Below are 17,519 nucleotides of genomic sequence, written 5' to 3'. Positions count from 1 at the left end.
CGCCGGGTATTGAAAGTACAGGGGTCGTCGCGGAGCGCGGGAGCCCGCCCGCGATCGCGACCGCTCGAGGCGTCGGTGTGCGGGAACCGTCCCGGCCTCCACTGAAAGCTTTTTGACCGTTACTCCCCGAGGAGGCGGCGTGTACGACGCCGTCGTTCTCGACCACGACGGGGTTATCGTCGGCCGCACGCCGTTCGATACCCTCCGCGAGGCCGCCTGGGAGGCGTTCGAGCGGCTGGGCGTGACCGACCCGGACCTCGCGCACGTCGACGACGTCGCCGTCGGCGTCGACCCGGCGACGCTCTCGGACATCTGTGACCGCTACGGGATCGACCCGGGCGAGTTCTGGCGCGTCCGCGACGAGACCGCCTCCGACGCGCAGATCGCCGCCTCGCGCGCCGGCCGCAAGACCCCCTACGAGGACGTCGGCGCGCTGGGGCACCTCGACGCCGCGCTCGGGGTCGTCTCCTCGAACCAGCAGGCCACCGTAGACGACCTCCTCGCGCACTTCGGACTCGCGGACCGCTTCGACGTCGTCTACGGCCGCGAGCCCTCGATCGCCAGCCTCTCGCGGAAGAAGCCCTCGCCGTACTACCTCGAGCGGGCGCTCGCGGACCTGGACGTCTCGACCGCGCTGTTCGTCGGCGACAACGAGTCCGACGTCCGCGCGGCCGACAACGCCGGGATCGACTCCGCGTTCATCCGCCGGCCGCACCGCCGCTCGTTCGAGCTCTCGGCGCAGCCCACCTACGAGATCGACGACCTCCACGACCTCGTGAGCCTCTGTGGTCGCTCGCCGATCGGATCGCCGTGAGGCCACCCATCAAGGACTGATCCATATTAGTGTATATGATAGAAACTCTGACGAGAGATATCGACACGATCCCGGATGGCTTTTGTTCCTCCCGACACCGCGTTCGGGTATGACCGAGGTCATCGACGGCGAGGCGGTGGCGGCCGACGTTCGATCCGACGTGGCCGGCTGCGTGGAGACGCTCGCGGACGCGGGCGTGACCCCCGGACTGGCGACCGTGCTGATGAGCGACGACCCCGCGAGCGAGACGTACGTCTCCATGAAACAGCGCGACTGCGAGGAGGTCGGCATCGAGGGGATCCACGTCGACGTCGACGCCGACGCGCCCGCCGCGGCGCTGTTCGAGACCATCGACGACCTCAACGAACGGTCGGACGTCCACGGAATCCTGGTCCAGTTGCCCGTTCCCGACCACGTCGAGAAGCGCGAGGTGCTCCGGCGGATCGACCCCGAAAAGGACGTGGACGGCTTCCACCCCGAGAACGTCGGCCGCCTCGTCGCGGGCGACGCCCGCTACAAGCCCTGTACCCCCCACGGGGTCCAGAAGCTGCTCTCCGCCTACGACGTCGAGACCGAGGGGGCGGACGCGGTCGTCGTCGGGCGCTCCGACATCGTCGGCAAGCCGATGGCGAACCTCCTGATCCAGAAGGCCCCGCAGGGGAACGCCACCGTGACCGTCTGTCACTCCCGCACCGAGGACCTGGAGGGGAAACTCGCCGGGGCCGATATCGTGATCGCCGCCGCCGGAATCCCGGAGTTCGTCGACGGCTCGATGCTGAAGGAGGGCGCGACCGTGATCGACGTGGGGATCAACCGCGTCGACGCGGAGACGGAGAAGGGGTACGAGCTCGTCGGCGACGTGGAGTACGAGTCGGCGAGGGAGGTCGCGGGCGCGATCACGCCCGTCCCCGGCGGCGTCGGGCCGATGACCCGCGCGATGCTGCTGTACAACACCGTGAAGGCGGCGGGCCGCCAGCACGACGTGGCGATCGATCTGGACTGAACCTGTCGTCGCGGCCGCTTTCCTTTTGCGTCCCGTCTCACTCGAACGCCCCGCACGGCCCCGTACAGTCCCGAACGGCCCGCACAGCTCCGCACCTCGCCCCTCCCCAGCCTCGGCGGCGGGCCGTCGCGGGCGAGCCGCTCCGGCCCGCCGCCTCCCTCGCGCGGGCTCCTCGCACCCCTTGGGCGCTCGGAGGCACGCGCCACCGCATGAGATCAGAGTCCGCTATCGCTCGCCGTCGCCGGTCACCGACTCCCGTCGGGTGCGGCCCGGTTCCGGATCTCGATCCGGCCCTCGATCTCGGGATCTATCCCGCGCTCGCGGGCGAAGTCGGCGAGCACCTCGTACTGGATGTCGGCCTCGCCGATCCGGTGACGCTCCTCCAGCGTCGGGTACTCGTGGTCGGAGTGGAGCAGGTACTCGGAGGTGGCGACGGTGTACCGGGCGTCGGGGTCGATCGGCTCGCCGCCGACGGTCGCCTCCACGACCTCCTCGTTGGCCGCGTCCCAGACGACCCGCGCGTTCGAGACGTGGCCGTGCCACCAGTCGTCCTCGCCGAAGTCGACGTCGGGCGCGGCCATCTCTCGGAGGATCGCCAGGAGTTCCTCGCCGCTCACGTCGGCCAGCACCACGGGCTCCTCGAAGGGGATGAGGCTGATGAGGTCGGCCTTCGTCACGTCGCCGGCCCAGGGGTCGCCCTGCCGGAGGCCGCCGGCGTTCGAGAGCCCCACGTCGGCGTCGTGGGCCCACCGGAACGCGTCGGCGACGAAGTTGCCGACGCGGCACTCGCCGCCGTGGACGACGTCGCCGGTTCGCTCGATCGGTTCCGCGACGCGGTCGACGACCTCGCCGAGGTCGGCCGCACCCATCCGCTCGGCGAGCGCCCGCTCGAGTTCCGCGTGGGGGGCGACCCCGTCCGGCTCGTGGAGCGTCGCGGTGGCGGGCGCGTCGGGGTCGGCCGGGTCGCCGAGGTCGACCTCCGCGACCGCCTCGCCGTTCACGCCCGGCCGGACGAGGAGCGTCCCGTCGACGCGCTCGTTCCGGCGGCTGTGGACGTGGCCGCCCAGCACCGCGTCCACGTCGAGCTCGCGGGCGAGGTCGTCGTCGCCGCCGCCGAGGTGCGAGAGGACGACGCGGTGGTCGACCGCCGGGCCCTCGCGTTCCAGGTCGGCGAGCGCCTCCCGCGCGGCCGCGAGCGGATCGTCGAAGGAGAGCGGCGCGGCCATCGGGTTGAGCGAGTCGGTCGCGGGGTCGGTGACGCCCACGAACCCCACGGTCGCGCCGTCGACGGCGCGGGTCGTCCACGGGACGACGCCCTCCGAGCGGCCGAAGGGCTCGCCGTCCTCGTCGCGGACGTTCGCGGAGACGAACTCCACCGGCGCGTCGTCGACGAGCCCCCGGAGGGCGTCGGGGCCGTAGTCGAACTCGTGGTTTCCGAAGGTGTCGAGGAGGGTGTCGGTGGCGGCGTAGAAGTCGATCGTCTGGCGGCCCTTCGCGACCAGCGAGAGGACGCCCGGCGCGGTGGTGTCGCCGGTGGCGACGACCGCGGCGTCGGGGCCGTCGAGGGCGCGGATCCGGCCGGCGAGACGGGCCGCCCGCTCGGGGACGTCGAAGACGTTCTCGATGTCGGAGTAGTGGAGGAGACGAGCCATGCGTGGACGGTCCTCGGTCGGGCGTGAACAAAAACGATCGCAAGCGGGACGCGAGCGGTCGACACGGGAGCCGTTCCACCGCGATCGAACCGCCGGCCCCCCTACCGTAGCCTGAGCCACCGACCACGGGCCGCGGTCGAACCCCCGTCACGCCCTCGCACGCCGCCCGAGCGCTTTGAAAGCGCTTTTATGCTGTCCAAGAGTATCCCGGAGTACACCCTCTGTGGGGTCGATGATGTGCCGTTCCGATAGGGACCGACCACGGGACGGACACGCGAGCCCACACGGAGGACATAGGTGAACAACACATGCCAGTTTACGTAGACTACGACACCCCGGCCGACCTCGCCGAGCGATCGCTCGAGGCGTTCGAGGTCGCCCGAGACACCGGTACGGTAAAGAAGGGAACGAACGAGACCACAAAATCCGTCGAGCGCGGCAACGCGAAGCTCGTCCTCGTCGCCGAGGACGTCTCGCCCGAGGAGATCGTGATGCACCTCCCCGAGCTCGCCGAGGAGAAGGGGATCCCGGTCGTCTTCGTCGACACCCAAGAAGAGGTCGGCCACGCCGCGGGCCTCGAGGTCGGTTCCGCCGCCGCCGCGGTCGTCGAGGCCGGCGACGCCGCCGACGACATCGAGGACATCGGCGAGAAGGTCGCGGAGCTCCGATAACCACCCATGAGCGCAGAAGAGGGAACCGGCGACTCGACCACCGCCGAGGTGATCGAGGTCGTCGGCAAGACCGGGATGCACGGCGAGGCCATGCAGGTCAAATGCCGCATCCAGGAGGGATCGAACCAGGGACGGATCATCACGCGAAACGTCCTGGGTCCCGTCCGGCTGGGCGACGTGCTCCAGTTGCGCGAGACCCAGCGCGACGCCGACGCCATCGGAGGCCGATAACCTATGGTCGAGACACGAACCTGTGATTACACCGGCGAGGAGATTGAGCCCGGGACGGGCACGATGTTCGTGAAGACGAACGGCCAGATCCTCCACTTCGTCGACTCGAAGGCGGAGAAGAACTACTTCCTCGGCCGCGAGGCGCGCGACCTCGAGTGGACCGAGGAGGGTCGCAACGAGGGAGGCGAGTAGATGAGCCACCACGACGAGCGCACCTTCGTGATGGTCAAACCCGACGGGGTCCAGCGCGGGCTCATCGGCGAGATCGTCTCCCGGTTCGAGGAGCGCGGGCTGAAGCTCGTCGGCGGCAAGTTCATGCGCATCGACGAGGAGCTCGCACACGAGCACTACGGCGAACACGCCGACAAGCCGTTCTTCGACGGCCTCGTCGAGTTCATCACCTCCGGCCCCGTCTTCGCGATGGTCTGGGAGGGCGCGGACGCGACCCGGCAGGTCCGCGCGATGGTCGGCGAGACCGACCCCGCCGAGTCCGCGCCCGGCACGATCCGCGGCGACTTCGGGCTCGACCTCGGCCACAACGTGATCCACGCGTCGGACCACGAGGACGAGGGCGCGAACGAACGCGAGATCGACCTGTTCTTCGACGACGACGAGCTCGTCGACTACGGCCTCGACACCGCGGCGTGGGTGTACGAGGACGAATCACACTAACCTCCCGCGCCGTTTCGTCGACCGATGCCGGCCGATCTTCCGTCGAAGTAACCCGACGACGACCGCCGAGCGGCCGCCTCGTTGACACACCTCGTTTCCGGTGAAAACGGTCCGTCATCCCGCTTCCGTTTGTCGATTCACCGATCCTGAGAGTATAAGAACTCCCGACGGGACGGACTTCGCCCCGCCGAGGGTCGGCTACGTCGACAGCGCCCGCACGACGCCGTTCTGGTCGACGACCAGTACCTCGTCGGTCCCGTCGTCGTCCGCGTCGGCGAACAGCGGTCCCGCGTAGACGACCGTCTCCGGGACGCTCCCCCGGAGGACGACCTCGCCGGTGGGCGTCAGTCCGAGCACCTCGCCCTCCCGATTGACCGCGGCCGACTCGAACGTGTCGTCGCCCGTCACCCGGCCGATTCCGGGCGCGTTCACGCGCGTCTGCCCGCCGTACTGCTGTTTCCAGACGACCTCGCCGTCGAGCAGGCTGACGGCCCAGATGCTCCCGACGCCGCCGACGAGGATCCGGCCGTCGTCGGCCTCTCCGACCGCGACGGGACGGTCCTGGAGGCCGACCTCGTACCGCGAGGAGCCGTCGGCGACCTCCAGCGCCTCGAGGTTCCCGTTCGACCCGCCGAGCGTCAGGACGGGACCGCGGCGCGTCACCGCGGCGTTCCAGCCCACCGCCGTCACCGTCGGCGTCCGCGTCCAGCGCGTCTCGCCCGACTCGCCGATGAAGTGGACGGTTCCGGGGTCCGTTCCCGCCGTCGACACCGCGACGCCGCCGGGGATCCCCTCGTCGCGTCCGTCGGGGTCGGGGTCGGGTCCGACGACGAGGGGCCGACGCTCGACCCGCCCGTCGACCGACGCCTCGAAGACCGGGTCGCCGTCGGCGTCGACGGCGAGCACGGAACCGTCCGCGGCGGCCGCGACGACGAGGGTCGACCCGTCGCCGGTCGGGTCGCCGAGCGCCGGCGCGACTCCGCCGGGGCCCCCGAGGTCGACGGCGAACCGCTCGTCGCCGTCGGCGGCGTTCAACACGACCAGTCGCCCCGACGCGGTCGTCAGCGCGACCACCGGATCCCCGGCGAGCGTGCCGGTCGCGAGCCGGCTCACCCCGACCGGGTCGGTCCCATTCTCGCCGCTCTCGCCGACCGCCCCGGAGGTATCGCCCGGTTCGGCGGTATCGCCCGATGCGGCTGCCTCGTCCGATATCCGGGTCGTCCACGCCCGGCCCTCGCCGGGGGTCACCGCGCGCACGGCGCGCTCGCCGTCCTCGACGGTCGGCTGGACGACCCACGTCTCGCCGTCGACGTCGACGGTCGCAGCCCCGGTGCCGTCGTCGCCCGCGGCCGGCTCGGACTCCCAGACGACCGTGGCTTCGGCGTTCGCGTCGTCGACGCCGACGAACGCGAACGTGGCGACGCCAACGCCGGTCGCGCCGCCGGCGAACAGGAACAGTATCGCGAACAGGACTCGACGGTCCATTACCCGCGGTTCGGCCGGCGGCGGCATACGGCTGTCGGATGCGATCCGACCTGCGCGGACCGGAACGGAGCGGGCCGCGCTCGGACGAGTCGCCCGCGCTCGGACGAGTCGCCCGCGCTCGGGCGAGTCGCGGTCAGTCGTCCGCGACCGCGGGAGCGGGCGAGGACGCCTCTGGGGCTTCGGACCGCTCGACCGCCGGCGTCCACTCGAGGTCCTCCTCGTAGCGGAACGCGCGGTGGTCCCTCGTCGGGTCGACGACCGTCAGCGAGAGCCAGTCGTTGTCGAGCAGTTCGGACAGCTTCCCGTGGTCGGCCAGCACGTCGGTGACGCGGTCGACCGGGGCGTGGACGACCGTCGAGAGCCGGAGGGGTTGGTGGTAGGGCTCGTCGTCCGCGATCATCAGCGACTGGAGGGGGAGACCGGTCATCAGGTCGCCGCCGTTGCCCTGGTAGACGCCGACGTTGCCGACGGGGTTCTGCGTCACCTTCGAGCCGCTCCCGTACACGGCGTTGTCGACCGTCGAGAAGTAGTACTGGGCGTTTATCCACTGGGTGACGACCATCGGCCCGGTCAGGATCGCCTCGAGCGCCTCGCCCTCGGGGTCAGTCGACCAGTCATACGAGTGGAGGAAGGCCCGGCCGTCGAGATTCAGCCCGCCGGTCAGTTCGCGCGGTCCGATCACGAAGCCCGCGTTGCCGGCCAGCCCCCACTCGGGACGGGCCTCCGCCCAGTCGGCGGCGCGGCGTTCCGTCTCCTCGACCCCGGCGGATCCGGCGGCCGCCGCGGGCCCGTCGACGCCCATCGAGGAGACGCGCTCGGCGGTCGCGCGCTCGCGGGCCGTGGCGAGGTCCGCGCGCAGGCGGTCGAGGTCGGCGGCGTGGCTCTCCGGGACGTTGCCGTCGTACAGCTCCACCTCGTCGGTGGTGGTGTTGTGTTGGGCGGCGAGGAAGACGGTGTCCTCTGGGATGTCGAATCCGCGCTCGCGGAGTCCGGCCCTGACGCGCTCATCGTTACAGACGACCGCGAGCACCCGCGCGTTCGGACCGCCGGGGTTGCCGGCGCACGCGCCGCAGTCCAGGCTCGAGTCGTAGGGGTTGTTGGTCGTCTCGCTGGCGTGGCCGGTGAAGACGACGAGCCGGCCGAACGTCTCCCATCCCATCAGCTCGAAGGCGGTCGCGGCGTACTCGAGCTTCTCCTCGTGTGTCAGACCGGCCGGGAGGTCGCCGTCGGCGTGCTCGTGGTCGAGGGCCGGCTCGCAGAACTCGTGGTCGTCGGGCACCGCGTCCCCAACCCGACCCAGCAGGTCGCGGACGCGACCGGGGACGAGCGTGCGGGCCGCGAGCGCCGCCCCGTATCCTCCGCCGGCGTTCTCGACGAAGCCGAAGGCGGTGGCGGGGTTGCCCTTCAGCGCCTCGACTATCCCGCCGGCGGCCTCCCGGAGGGTCGACCAGCGGTCGCGACTCGCTCTGGCGTCCTCGTCGGTGGGCGTCTCGGTGATGCGGTGTTGCGGGTCGAGGATCGGCGGGCAGGCGTCGACGGACGCCTCGGAACCGTACCCCCGGTACTCGATCGGCACGCCGAAGAAGCCCGCGTAGCCGTGGGTCTCGTACGCGCCGGTGGCCTCGAGGTGCCGCCGGATGACCTCCGACCGCGTGTCGATACAGAAGACGAGCTGTGCATCCGGGCGATCGGCCGCGGGAGCGTCGGCTTCGGGAGCGTCGGCCGAGGGGCCGGCAGCGGCGAGCGCCTCGCTCTCGGCCGCGACGTGCTCGACGATCTCGCCACGGTAGCTCGCCTCCCACGCGCACAGGAACGCGTCGGCGACCTCGTCGCCCGTTTCGGTCCCCGTTTCGTCGGGGCCGGTCGACGGCTCGAGGTCGACGCCGAACCCGTCCGCGAGCGCGAGACGGACGGCGAGGTACCCCTCGAGCGTGATCGGGAACGCCGACTGCCACTCGCCCTCGTCGTCGGCACGCCGCTTGATGAGGCCGGTCCAGCCGGGAAGCGCGGCGAACTGCTCCTCGAAGAGGGGAACCCACTGGCTCTCGGGGTACGGCTCCAGCGCGGACTCGATGGCGGCGAGCGGCGACGCCGGCAGGTCGGCGACGACTCCGTCGTCGGGTATCCGTCCGTCGTGGGGCGCGACCGACCGGAAGGCGTCGTAGAACCCGTCCTCGCGGTCCGGCATCGGCCACTTCGCGCTGCCCTCGTCGAGGAACGCCGACAGCCACTTCGTCAGGACGCGGTCGACCCGCTCCGCGTCGGGATCGGCGGGCTCCGCGTCGGGACCCGGACCGTCCGCCGCGTCCATGCGCTCGAGCAGGGCCTCGGGGCGCTCCTCCAAGCCCCGCGCGGCCAGCTCGGCGTCGAGCACCTCGCGGTCGATCCGCCCGTCCGCCAGGGCGGCCCGGAGCGTCTCCGGACGCGGGTAGCCGCGGCCGCCGAAGAGGTCCGAGGCCTGCGCGACGGCCTCGTCGAACGACACGTCCTCGAAGCCCGCGAGCGGGTTGGCCGTGACGAACGAGTGGATCGGCCAGACCGATCCGACGGTGGCCGCCGCCCGCTCGATGCCGTCCTCGACGGCGCGGTCAGTGCTCATCGTACTCCCCCGTGCTGGTCAACAGGGTGCCTGAATGCGGCCGGCTCGCGTTCACCAGCGCGACGTAGAGACGCCGGCTGCGCTCGTGGAGTCCGGCCTCCATCGCGACGTAGGCGGCGCCGAACGCGAGCGCGACGAGCACGTGGAGGGCGCGCAGTTCGGTCGGGGCCGCGACGACCGGCAGGCCGGAGAGGACGGCCGAGACGGCCTCGTAGACGAGCGCGTAGACGGCGATGGCCGGGAGGAAGACGGCCGGGACCGCGCCGTAGCGGACCGTCGCCGGAAGCGAGACGCGGTCGACGGCACCGCGGGCCGCGTGGAGCGTGGTGAGCACGACGAACGCCACGAGGAGGAGCCCGCTGTCGACGCTCGTGCCCTTCCCGGTGAGCGCCGCGAACGTCGCGCCGCCGGCCAGCCCGGTCGCCAGGACGACGGCGACCCCCGCGGCGCTCGTCTCGCGAGGCTCGCCTCCCGTCGGCGCGGTGCGTTCGATCCGGCCGCCCGCGCCGAGGAAGTGGTACGCCTTGTAGAACCCGTGGAGGATCAGGTGGGTGACGGCGGCCCCGAAGAAGCCGAGCCCGGCCTGCATGATCATGAAGCCCATCTGTCCGACCGTCGAGCAGGCCAGTTCGCTCTTGACGTCCGACTGGACGGCCTTGAGCAGCTTCCCGAGCAGGGCGCTCGTCGCGCCGACGACCACGATGCCGAGCATGAGGGCGGCGTCGACGGTCACGACGGGGGCGAACCGGATCAACAGGACGCCGCCCGCGTTGACGAAGCCGGCGTGCATCAGCGCCGAGGCGGGCGTCGGGGCGGTCATCGAGGAGAGCAGCCAGCCGTGGAACGGGACGAGCGCGGACTGGATCATCGCCGCGAGGACGAGCGCGATCGCGGCGACGGCCCACGTCGGGCCGCCGAGACCGTCGGCGGCAGCGGCGATGCCGGAGACCGTCGTCGCGCCGGTCGCGTGCCACAGCGTTGCCAGCGAGACGGCGAGGAGCGCGCTGCTCGCGAGGAAGTAGGTGCGGGCGACGTTCGCGGCGACCCGTGCCTGCTTCCAGCCGTCCATCGTCCCGACGAGCCGCGCCATCACCAGCCCCATCGTCAGCCACGCGAGCGCGAACAGGACGACGTGGTCGGCGGCCACGAGCGCCATCACGGTCACGGTGAAGCCGAACACGGCGAGGAAGAAGTCCACCTCGTGGGCGCTGCCGGCCATGTACCGGCGCGAGTAGCTGTGAACGACGCCGCTGAAGAACGTGACGACGACCCACATCAGCGCAGTGAGACCGTCGATCCCGACCACGCCTGGGACCTCCCAGGCGGCGTCGAGTCGGACTCGAGCGAACAGGACGACGACGCTCGCGGCGAACAGCGACCACACGAGCCACGTCAGTGCGACCGGCACGACCGGCGAGTCCGCCGTCGCGTCCGGGAGCGCTCCGACCGTCGGGTTCGAGGTGCGTCCTGACATCGTTCGATCCGTGAGACGACCGGTTCCGACCGTCGGGCGACCCGAATCCGGATCCGGTCGTTTTCTATCCCATTAGAGAACGATATGCCTAATAAGGCTGTCTATATTCACAAACCGTTCGAAAATCCATGATTATAGAACGTTATAGTTATGCGCGATCGTGTATCGGAGTCGGCAGGAGGTCGGGTTCGCTCGCCCGAACGCCGGGGGATCGGTCCCTCACGGGGGTCGGCGGCGATCGTCTTCAGGCGTCGTCGGTCGGTCGGTTCCCGGCGTCGAACTCGCCGAACGGCGTCGTCTCGTGGGTTCGAACGAGCACCTCGTCGGCGACCGTGAGGCCCATGTCGAGGAGCTTCTGTGCGACCGACGTGATGTCGCCGTCCGTCTCGCCGACGGCGGTCACGAGGAGGTTCTGTTCGCCGGTGACCAGCTCCTGGACCGAGACGACGCCGTCGATCGCCAGCACGTCGGGAATGAGGTCGCCGCGTTCCGGGATCGAGGCCGTACAGTAGAGCAACATGCGGAGCGGGTACCCCGACCGCTGGTAGTCGACGTTGGCGCTGTACCCCTTGATCACGCCGTCGGATTCGAGCCGCCGGATGCGCTTTCGAACGGTGCTGTCGGAGGTGTCGGTCCGCTCCGCGATGTCCCCGGACGACGCGTTTCGAGCGTCCTCCTGAAGCGCGTACAGGATCGCCTTGTCCACGTCGTCTATCTCCCTGCTGGCCATACGGTCGTCTCCGGCGGTGAGACACTTTACTCTTTGACGTCGGCCGGCCGCTCAGACCACGAGGCCGATCGCCTGATACGCCAATCCGACGACGAAGACGGCGATCAACGCGATCGTCGCGACGACGACGATCGGCGAGAGCTGTTCCGTCTCCTGCTCGAACGTGAGTCCGTCCATGGAGGAGCGGTCGCCCGGACGCGGTTTGAAGGCTTCGTTCGACCCGACGGCGGGGACCACCGACGGCCGAGGGGAAGGTTCATGTGCGTCTCGACGGACCCTCCTCTCGAATGAGTCAGGACGGATCCGGGGCGGGGGATCTCGTCGTCGTCTGCGGGCTGCCGGGCGTCGGGAAGACGACCGTCGCCGAGCGGGTGGCAGACCACGTCGACGCGCGGATCCTCCGCACGGACGTGATCCGCAAGGAACTGTTTCCCGAGCCGACCTACGCCGAGGAGGAGACGGAGGCCGTGTACGAGGAGCTCCTCGACCGCGCTCGCGCTCGCGTGGCCGAGGGGGAGTCGGTCGTCCTCGACGCCACGTTCGCTGACGCGCGGTTCCGAGCGGCCGCGAGCGAGACCGCCGACCGCGTGGCCGACCGGTTCGCGCTGGTGAAAGTCGAGTGCGAGGAGTCGGTCGTCGAGGAGCGGATCCGCCGTCGCGACGGGATAAGCGACGCCGACTTCGACGTCCACCTCCACTTCAAGGAGACGTTCGACCGGATCGACACGGGCGACTCAGCCCGAGATACGGACGGCGACGTGGTCGTCGTCGACAACTCCGGCGACGAGGCGGAGACGCGCGCGCAGGTCGACGTCGTCTTCGGGTGACCCCGTCGTCCTCGGGTGACCTCCCTGAAGACCCCGTTCCCGCGTCACCGCCTCTCGTGGCACGGAAACCCATGGTGCTCGCGCGCTCGCGTCTCCCATCACTTATACGGGCGTGCCTCCTACCGAACGGCGTGAGCGAAGAATCCGGGCGTCGGAACCTCCGAATGCCCTCAGATGACGAAGTGTTCGCCGTCGTGACCGAGCACCTCGGCGGCAACCACGTCCGCCTCCGGTGTGTGGACGGCAAGGAGCGGCTGGGGCGGATCCCCGGCCGAATGAAGTATCGAACGTGGATCAACGAGGGCGACGTCGTCCTCGCGGAACCGTGGTCCTGGCAGGACGAGAAGGCCAACGTCGAGTGGCGCTACACCGACGACCAGGCCGACCAGCTCCGCCGTGAAGGCCACATCGAGTAGTACGACGCGTCGCTTCTCCGAGTCGAACGCCGACGGCCGAGCGACGGCCACGTCCGACATCCGAGCGACGGCCACGTGACTCCTGACCGAAATCATATACCGCCGCTCCGAGTGGATCGGCCATGGTTCCCCCCGGCGTTCCGACCGCCGCGCTCGTCGTCTTCGCGCTGATCGGCGTCGCGCTGGCGCTTTTCGTCTCCGAGGTCATCCCCAACGACGTCACCGCGATCGGGATCGTCGTCGCGCTCGCGGCGCTGGAGCCGTGGACGGGCGTCGGCGCGCGCGAGGCCATCTCCGGGTTCGCGAACACCGCGACGGTCACCATCGTCGCGATGTACATGCTGAGCGCGGGGGTCCAGCGGACGGGGCTGGTACAGCGGCTCGGGGTCCACCTCGCGCGGCTCACCCGCGGCAGCGAGACGCGCGCGCTGGCGGCGACGATCGGGACCACCGGACCGATCGCGGGGGTCATCAACAACACCCCGGTCGTCGCGGTGTTCATCCCGATGATCACCGACCTGGCGCGCGAGACCGGCGTCTCGCCCTCGAAGCTCCTCCTGCCGCTGTCGTACGCCGCGATCCTCGGCGGCACGCTGACGCTGATCGGCACCTCGACGAACCTGCTGGCCAGCGAGTTCGCCGCCACGCTGCTCGACCGGGGGCCGATCGGGATGTTCGAGTTCACCGCGCTCGGCGCGGTCGTGCTCGTCGTCGGGCTGGCGTACCTGATGACCGTCGGCCGGTGGCTCACACCGGCGCGGATCCCGGCGGACGTGGACCTCGTCGAGGAGTTCGAGCTCGAGGACTTCCTCGCGGAACTCGAGGTCGGTCCGGAGTCGCCGCTGGTCGATCGCCCCATCGAGGGGCTCGACGACCGGACCGACGCGGCCGTGACCCCGCTCCGGGTCCGGCGAAACGGGGAGACGTTCCTCGCCGCGGAGACCGACCAGCGGTTTCGACCCGGGGACGTGGTCGTCGTCAACGGCTCGAGAACGGCGGTGAATCGGTTGTGGCGGCGGTTCGGGTTGGAGCGCGCCGACCGCGGCGGGGTCACGGGGGAGACGCTCGCCGACGCGGACTCGCCCGACCGGCTCGGGAAGGCCGTGGTCCCCGAGACGTCGCGGTTCCTCGGCGAGACGCTCTCCGAGGCCCGCCTGGAGGCGTTCCACGGCATGACGGTGCTCGCGATCCGGCGGGGAAGCGACCTGATCCGGACCGATCTCGACGAAGTCACGCTGGAGGCGGGCGACCTGCTCCTGGTACAGACCACGCCGGAGTCGGTCGAGTACTTCGCCGAGAGCGACGACCTCCTCGTGATCCCCGAGGACGCGCTCGACCGGCTCGACGAGGCGGACCCGGAGCAGATCGCCCCGCTCTCGCCGGAGACGCCCGTCGCCGTCGCGATCATGGTCGCCGTGGTCGGGCTGGCCGCCCTCGACGTCCTCCCGATCGTGATCGCCGCGCTCGGCGGGGTGTTCGCGATGGTCGTCACGGGCTGTCTCTCCTCGGCGGACGCCTACGACGCGGTCTCGTGGAACGTCGTCTTCCTCCTGGCCGGCGTGATCCCGCTCGGGCTCGCGATGGAGGCGACCGGCGGGGCCGCGCTGCTCGCCGAGGCGCTCGTCGCGACCGGTGCCGTCCTCCCGCTCGTGGCCGTGTTGTTCCTGTTTTACGTCGTCACGGGGCTGCTCGCGAACGTGATCACGCCGGTGGCGACGGTCGTGTTGATGATCCCGATCGCGGTCGACGCGGCCGCGAGGCTCGACGCCAGCGGGTTCACGTTCCTCCTCGCCGTGACCTTCGCGTCCGCCACCTCGTTCATGACCCCCGTGGGGTATCAGACGAACCTGATGGTGTACGGTCCGGGCGGCTACGAGTTCACGGACTTCCTGCGCGTCGGCGGACCGCTCCAGCTCCTGCTCTCGGTCGTGACGACCCTCGGGATCGTGGCGATCTGGGGGATCTGAGCCGACCGATAGCCCGGCGGTCGCGACCCACGGGACCCGTTCGGCGCGCACTCACGCGAACAGGACGACGATCAGCGCGATGAAGAGCAGCTCGCCGCCGACCAGAAGCACCGCGATCACCCAGTCGCGGTACTCGCGGACCCACTCGACGGTCGCCGACCACCCCGACCGGACGGTTCGCCGGGCTGACGAGCCGGGGCCTGCGGCGTCGGCGTCGCCTCCGGCGGCGTCGCCCTCGGCGGTCCGATCCGCCGCCCGCCTCACGCGCCATCCCGTCTCGGGATCGAACGTCGCGGGTACGCGCGCGCCGACGAGGTCGTCGAGGTCGAGCGGGGAGACGCCCGCGACCTCGAGGAACCCGAGGAACTCCGTACACTCCTCGAGCGAGCCGTGTCGCGGCGCGTCGAACCGCTCGACGTGCGTCGTCTCGCCGTGTGGCGGCCGGGTCTCGACGACGACCTCGTCGCCCTCCATGCGGACCGCGGTCACGACGAGCGCGTCCTCCTCGTCGTTGAGGTACGCCTCCCGGAGCCGGCGCTTGAGGTTCTCGTCGACGGCGGGGTCGGTGACGGCGTCCTCGTCGACGGCGGAGTCTCCGGTCGGCTCCACCGAATCCGGCGTCTCGACCGTCCGGTCCTCCCTGGAGGGCTGCTCGGCCATTCGGCCGCAGGTTGGCGTCGCGGCCGCATAAACGCACGGCTCGGGCGCTCGGTCTCGGTCGAGGTCCCACTCACCGGCCACTCACTGGTCACTCACTGGTCACTCAATGGTTAACCACCGGACACGATTTGAGGTGACACGGCGGGTCGTCGAGGGACGCGAACCGAGCGTTCAGTCGAGCTCCTTCGTCAGTTCGATGCTCGGAATCTCCGGCGTATCGGGGGCTCCGGCGTCGATCCGTCGCCGTCTCTCGAACCCGAGCGTCTCGTAGAACCCGACCGCGTTCAACGACGCCGGAACGACGAGCTCCGCCGTGCCCTCCCTTCGAGCGATGTCTTCGAGTTCCTCGACGATCGCCCGTCCGACGCCTTCCCCGGCGTGATCGGGGTCGACGAACGTCGCTGCCAGCGTGTCCTCGTCGAGATGGACGCTCCCCCAGCCGACGACGGCACCGTCCTTTTCGGCGACGACGGGACGACGGGAGTCGTCGGAGAACTCGGCGTCGGGAATCGCGTCGGCGTCGGGATCCGGGGGTGCCAACCGATCGAGTTGCTCCTCGGTGTACTCCTCGCGTGCGTTCCGTCGAAGCGACTCGGACTGGATGCGAGCCATCCGGGTAGCGTCCTCCGTCGACGCCTCTCGAAGCGAGACCATCGCGAACGGGTTCGTTCGCCGTCCAAAACAAGACACCGATCGGTCCGTCATGCGGGCTCCCGAGAACGGCCGAACGCGTCGCGGCGACCACGCTCCTTTTGAGTCCCGGCGGTCTACGGGCGGGCAAGCCGTGGCGTTCACCGACAAGATCTACGTGAAGAACCACCGCCAGCTCGCCTCCCAGCTGGAGACGAACGTCCCCAAGAGCGCGTTCGCGGGCGCGACGCTCGACATGCTCTTCACCGGCGACGGGCTCTCGAAGCTCGATTCGACCACCCGCGACCGGATCTTGGACTTCGCCGAGGACTTCCTCGACTGCGACTGCCAGTCGAACCCCTACTGCGGCTGCCCCGAGCGGAAGTTCATCCGGTACGTGCTCGAGCTGCGCGCGCAGGGGCTCGGTCCCGGCGCGATCGTCGACGTGATGACCGACGACTACATGGTGTACGCGTACGCCGGCGACGTGCGGTCGTTCCTCGACGACGCGGTCCGGAAGCTGGAGGCCGTCGAGACGCTCGCGGACGTCGAGGGCGACGAGGAGATGTCGTCGAAGGCGCGGCGCGCTCGCGATCGACTGTCCGGGTGATCGCCGCTCCGGCCGATGGGTTCCGGTCGATCGGTCCGGCCGATCGGTTCCGCATCGGCCGATCCGACCCGGACGACCGGCGATCCCTTCTCATCGTCTCGGACCGGTCGAACGGTCTAAGTACGCGCGAGCCCGATCCCGGACAATGAGTCTTCGGCCCGCGTGGCTGACGTTCCGGCGGTACGCGGCGGCGACGACGGGGATGACGCTGACGCTGTTCGCGCTCGGCGTCTACACCGCGGCGACGGGCTCCGGACTGGCGTGTCAGGCCCAGTGGCCGCTCTGTTCGGACCAGTTCATCCCCACGCTGACGATCAACCCCGACTTCATCGAGTGGTTCCACCGCGTGTGGGCCATGGTCACCGGCTTCCTGATCGTCGGCGTGGCCGGCTGGAGCTGGATCGGCTCGCTCGACCGGCGGACCCGGATCGCGGCGACGCTCGCGGTCGCGATCCTCCCGGTCCAGATCGCGGTCGGCGCGATCACGGTCACGATCGGCGGGCTCGTCCCCGGCGGGTACACGGTGTCGACGCACGCCGCCCACCTGATCGTCGCGCTCGGCATATTCACGCTGCTCGGTCTGGCGACGATGTGGGGCGGCGGACGCGCGGGGTCCGCCCGGCTCCTCCGGGTCGCGCTCGGCGTCGCCGTCGGCGGGATCCTCGCGAGCGCCGTCTTCTCGCGGGCCGTGCCGCTCCTCACCTACTCGCCCGGCGGACAGGCCGCCTTCTACGTCGCCGGCCTGGGCGCGCACCTCGGGCTGGTCGCGGCGCTCGTCGTCGCAACCGACGCGATCGACGGCGGCGTCCCCGGCCTCGACGCCTCGACCGCGCGGACGGTCCGGCGGCTCGCGGCCGGATCGATGGCGGCGCTCGTCGTCACCCTGCTTCTCGGCCGTGACCTGGTGTTGTACACCGTCGCGTGGCAGCGGGCGAACCTCGTCGCGCTCGCGGTCGCGTTCGCGCTCGCCGCGGGCGCGGCGCGGGTGCTCCGGGGATCCGACGCCGTGACCGAGCGATCGACGCCCGTCGGCGGCGACTAGAACGCGGCGGACTCGTCGAAACCCTCAGCACGGGAC

18 protein-coding genes and 1 pseudogene are annotated in these 17,519 nt (G+C 70.5%); 11 read left to right on the top strand and 8 right to left on the bottom strand.

Annotation, left to right across the window (positions count from 1 at the left end):
* Positions 1 to 139: 139 nt before the first annotated feature.
* Together AXA68_RS12600 and AXA68_RS12595 are read left to right on the top strand one after the other, a co-directional pair.
* Positions 140 to 814 (top strand): HAD family hydrolase, encoded by a 675-nt coding sequence (locus AXA68_RS12600; protein WP_066417366.1) that lies wholly within the window; start codon positions 140 to 142, stop codon positions 812 to 814.
* Positions 815 to 923: 109 nt separating this feature from the next.
* Positions 924 to 1,817: a bifunctional methylenetetrahydrofolate dehydrogenase/methenyltetrahydrofolate cyclohydrolase gene (locus AXA68_RS12595; RefSeq protein ID WP_066417361.1), complete on the top strand. Its 894-nt coding sequence runs from the start codon at positions 924 to 926 to the stop codon at positions 1,815 to 1,817.
* 245 nt (positions 1,818 to 2,062) lie between these two features.
* Here the strand turns inward: AXA68_RS12595 and AXA68_RS12590 are convergent, their stop codons facing one another.
* Positions 2,063 to 3,469, bottom strand: coding sequence for a bifunctional metallophosphatase/5'-nucleotidase (locus AXA68_RS12590; protein ID WP_066417360.1), 1,407 nt, complete (start codon positions 3,467 to 3,469; stop codon positions 2,063 to 2,065).
* A gap of 308 nt (positions 3,470 to 3,777) precedes the next feature.
* Between AXA68_RS12590 and rpl7ae the strand changes: the two genes are divergently transcribed.
* Genes rpl7ae through ndk form a run of 4 tightly spaced genes read left to right on the top strand, consistent with a single transcriptional unit; the run spans position 3,778 to position 5,043 of the window.
* Positions 3,778 to 4,140: a 50S ribosomal protein L7Ae gene (rpl7ae, locus tag AXA68_RS12585; protein ID WP_066417359.1), complete on the top strand. Its 363-nt coding sequence runs from the start codon at positions 3,778 to 3,780 to the stop codon at positions 4,138 to 4,140.
* Positions 4,141 to 4,146: 6 nt separating this feature from the next.
* Positions 4,147 to 4,371: a 30S ribosomal protein S28e gene (locus AXA68_RS12580; RefSeq protein ID WP_066417357.1), complete on the top strand. Its 225-nt coding sequence runs from the start codon at positions 4,147 to 4,149 to the stop codon at positions 4,369 to 4,371.
* Positions 4,372 to 4,374: 3 nt separating this feature from the next.
* Positions 4,375 to 4,563: a 50S ribosomal protein L24e gene (locus tag AXA68_RS12575; RefSeq protein ID WP_066417355.1), complete on the top strand. Its 189-nt coding sequence runs from the start codon at positions 4,375 to 4,377 to the stop codon at positions 4,561 to 4,563.
* Positions 4,564 to 5,043, top strand: coding sequence for a nucleoside-diphosphate kinase (ndk, locus tag AXA68_RS12570; RefSeq protein ID WP_066417350.1), 480 nt, complete (start codon positions 4,564 to 4,566; stop codon positions 5,041 to 5,043). It begins immediately after the preceding gene.
* Between the two features lie 198 nt (positions 5,044 to 5,241).
* Here the strand turns inward: ndk and AXA68_RS12565 are convergent, their stop codons facing one another.
* The 5 genes from AXA68_RS12565 to AXA68_RS17485 form a co-directional block, all read right to left on the bottom strand.
* Positions 5,242 to 6,528 carry an outer membrane protein assembly factor BamB family protein gene (locus tag AXA68_RS12565; protein WP_066417347.1) on the bottom strand — a complete coding sequence of 429 codons (1,287 nt, stop codon included), beginning with the start codon at positions 6,526 to 6,528 and terminating at the stop codon, positions 5,242 to 5,244.
* 133 nt (positions 6,529 to 6,661) lie between these two features.
* A complete protein-coding gene (locus tag AXA68_RS12560) occupies positions 6,662 to 9,127 on the bottom strand; it encodes a DUF2309 domain-containing protein (protein ID WP_066417343.1) in 2,466 nt (821 codons plus the stop codon).
* Positions 9,117 to 10,601 (bottom strand): proton-conducting transporter transmembrane domain-containing protein, encoded by a 1,485-nt coding sequence (locus tag AXA68_RS12555; protein WP_066417340.1) that lies wholly within the window; start codon positions 10,599 to 10,601, stop codon positions 9,117 to 9,119. The genes AXA68_RS12560 and AXA68_RS12555 overlap by 11 nt, the downstream gene beginning before the upstream one ends.
* Before the next feature lie 244 nt (positions 10,602 to 10,845).
* Positions 10,846 to 11,331, bottom strand: a complete 486-nt coding sequence (locus tag AXA68_RS12550) for an Lrp/AsnC family transcriptional regulator (protein ID WP_066417338.1) — start codon at positions 11,329 to 11,331, stop codon at positions 10,846 to 10,848.
* 51 nt (positions 11,332 to 11,382) lie between these two features.
* Positions 11,383 to 11,508, bottom strand: coding sequence for a hypothetical protein (locus AXA68_RS17485; RefSeq protein WP_269799195.1), 126 nt, complete (start codon positions 11,506 to 11,508; stop codon positions 11,383 to 11,385).
* A 35-nt stretch (positions 11,509 to 11,543) separates the two neighbouring features.
* Between AXA68_RS17485 and AXA68_RS12545 the strand changes: the two are divergent.
* From AXA68_RS12545 to AXA68_RS12535, 3 genes and pseudogenes are all read left to right on the top strand, one after another.
* Positions 11,544 to 12,158 (top strand): annotated as a pseudogene (locus AXA68_RS12545) (AAA family ATPase); the annotation flags it as partial.
* Between the two features lie 131 nt (positions 12,159 to 12,289).
* Entirely contained in the window at positions 12,290 to 12,574 is a 285-nt protein-coding gene (gene eif1A, locus AXA68_RS12540) for a translation initiation factor eIF-1A (protein WP_066417331.1), read from the top strand.
* Positions 12,575 to 12,696: 122 nt separating this feature from the next.
* Positions 12,697 to 14,541 carry an SLC13 family permease gene (locus tag AXA68_RS12535; RefSeq protein WP_066417330.1) on the top strand — a complete coding sequence of 615 codons (1,845 nt, stop codon included), beginning with the start codon at positions 12,697 to 12,699 and terminating at the stop codon, positions 14,539 to 14,541.
* 51 nt (positions 14,542 to 14,592) lie between these two features.
* Here the strand turns inward: AXA68_RS12535 and AXA68_RS12530 are convergent, their stop codons facing one another.
* Together AXA68_RS12530 and AXA68_RS12525 are read right to left on the bottom strand one after the other, a co-directional pair.
* Positions 14,593 to 15,201: a hypothetical protein gene (locus AXA68_RS12530; RefSeq protein ID WP_066417329.1), complete on the bottom strand. Its 609-nt coding sequence runs from the start codon at positions 15,199 to 15,201 to the stop codon at positions 14,593 to 14,595.
* Positions 15,202 to 15,372: 171 nt separating this feature from the next.
* Entirely contained in the window at positions 15,373 to 15,855 is a 483-nt protein-coding gene (locus tag AXA68_RS12525) for a GNAT family N-acetyltransferase (protein WP_066417327.1), read from the bottom strand.
* A 130-nt stretch (positions 15,856 to 15,985) separates the two neighbouring features.
* On the opposite strand from AXA68_RS12525, the gene AXA68_RS12520 reads away from it, so the two are divergent.
* Both AXA68_RS12520 and AXA68_RS12515 read left to right on the top strand, forming a co-directional pair.
* Positions 15,986 to 16,441 carry a DUF5814 domain-containing protein gene (locus AXA68_RS12520; RefSeq protein WP_066417326.1) on the top strand — a complete coding sequence of 152 codons (456 nt, stop codon included), beginning with the start codon at positions 15,986 to 15,988 and terminating at the stop codon, positions 16,439 to 16,441.
* Positions 16,442 to 16,586: 145 nt separating this feature from the next.
* Positions 16,587 to 17,483, top strand: coding sequence for a COX15/CtaA family protein (locus AXA68_RS12515; RefSeq protein ID WP_343123794.1), 897 nt, complete (start codon positions 16,587 to 16,589; stop codon positions 17,481 to 17,483).
* Positions 17,484 to 17,519 lie beyond the last annotated feature (36 nt).

This window comes from Halorubrum aethiopicum (assembly GCF_001542905.1).
Classification (GTDB): Archaea; Halobacteriota; Halobacteria; order Halobacteriales; family Haloferacaceae; genus Halorubrum; species Halorubrum aethiopicum.
Note: the sequence above shows the minus strand (reverse complement) of the source record. Positions and strands in the feature narration are given on the sequence as shown.